1 protein-coding gene is annotated in these 547 nt (G+C 62.3%); it reads left to right on the top strand.

Features of this window, described 5'->3' with window-relative positions; all coding sequences use genetic code 11:
* Positions 1-547: relaxase/mobilization nuclease domain-containing protein (locus EOA60_RS36545; protein ID WP_164899949.1), on the top strand; the 547-nt coding region annotated here is incomplete at both ends.

Here is a 547-nt window from a genome sequence, read left to right as displayed (position 1 = left end):
ATTTTCTGCAGAAGTTTATTCGATCGCACGATCAGGTTCGCCAAGCGAATGGAGAGCCGGTTTCCAGCAAACAGCCGACGAAGGCGGCCGCAGCGATTTATGAGCAATGGCGGCCGCAGCTTTCCGGGCGGGAGCGCCGCAATGCCTATCACCTGCTTTTCTCTGCCCGGGCTGGTACGGACGCGCAAGCCATCGTGGCAGCTGCCCGTGCGGTGCTCGAGGAGCGCGCGCCGGGACACAAATTCGTGCTCGCACATCATGCGGAGACGAAGCACGTCCATATCCATGTCATGGTGCAGGCGCGCTCGGCCGACGGTGAGCGGCTGACATTCTACAAGGCGGATCTCCATGCCTGGCGGGAAGCCTACGCGGAGAAGGCGCGCGAACACGGCATCGCGATGGTCGCAACCCGCCGCTACGATCACGCGATGAGCCGACCGTACACAAAGGAACATGCAGGCGCCTACAAGCGCGCAAAGAACGACCCGCGCTACCCGGTCAGTGACAAGACGGTCGCGCGCGTGGAGGATAAGCAGCAGCGTCGAAT

This window comes from Mesorhizobium sp. M1A.F.Ca.IN.020.06.1.1 (genome assembly GCF_004023265.1).
Classification (GTDB): Bacteria; Pseudomonadota; Alphaproteobacteria; order Rhizobiales; family Rhizobiaceae; genus Mesorhizobium.
This window is presented reverse-complemented; position numbering and strand designations above follow the sequence as displayed.